1 protein-coding gene is annotated in these 371 nt (G+C 45.3%); it reads left to right on the top strand.

Annotated features, from left to right (window positions below; genetic code table 11):
• Positions 1-371: hypothetical protein (locus AC4IF5_RS20425; protein ID WP_490737794.1), on the top strand; the 371-nt coding region annotated here is incomplete at both ends.

The following is a 371-nucleotide window of genomic DNA, read 5'->3' as shown; positions in this document are numbered from 1 at the left end:
AATACGGAACCTGCCACGCTTCAGGTGCTTGCAAGGCTACAGTATGCGGTGGATAACCTCTATCCTTCAGGTCCTGTAATGTCCAGGGGAATTGGAACCAATGAAGAGCACATCCGTGTCAATGAAATAGAAGAGATAACGATAGTAAAGATCAATCATATGGATCAGACCGGCGGTTTTATCCTTCATCATCCGGGTTCTGACTGGTGGAAGGACGCTTCCTGGGCAGATCCGAAAAACGGTCCTATGGGAGGGGGGCAGTCTATGTCCGGTGATGGCTCCAGGCATAAGTTTCCTGATTATATGAGTCCTGATGATGATCCTTGTAAAAAAGTGAAAAATAAAATTTCTGATGCAAAATTCTTTGCCAA

The organism is Chryseobacterium sp. UF-290, assembly GCF_058245615.1.
The sequence above is the reverse complement of the archived record's forward strand: the minus strand, read 5'-3'. Positions and strand labels throughout refer to the sequence as shown.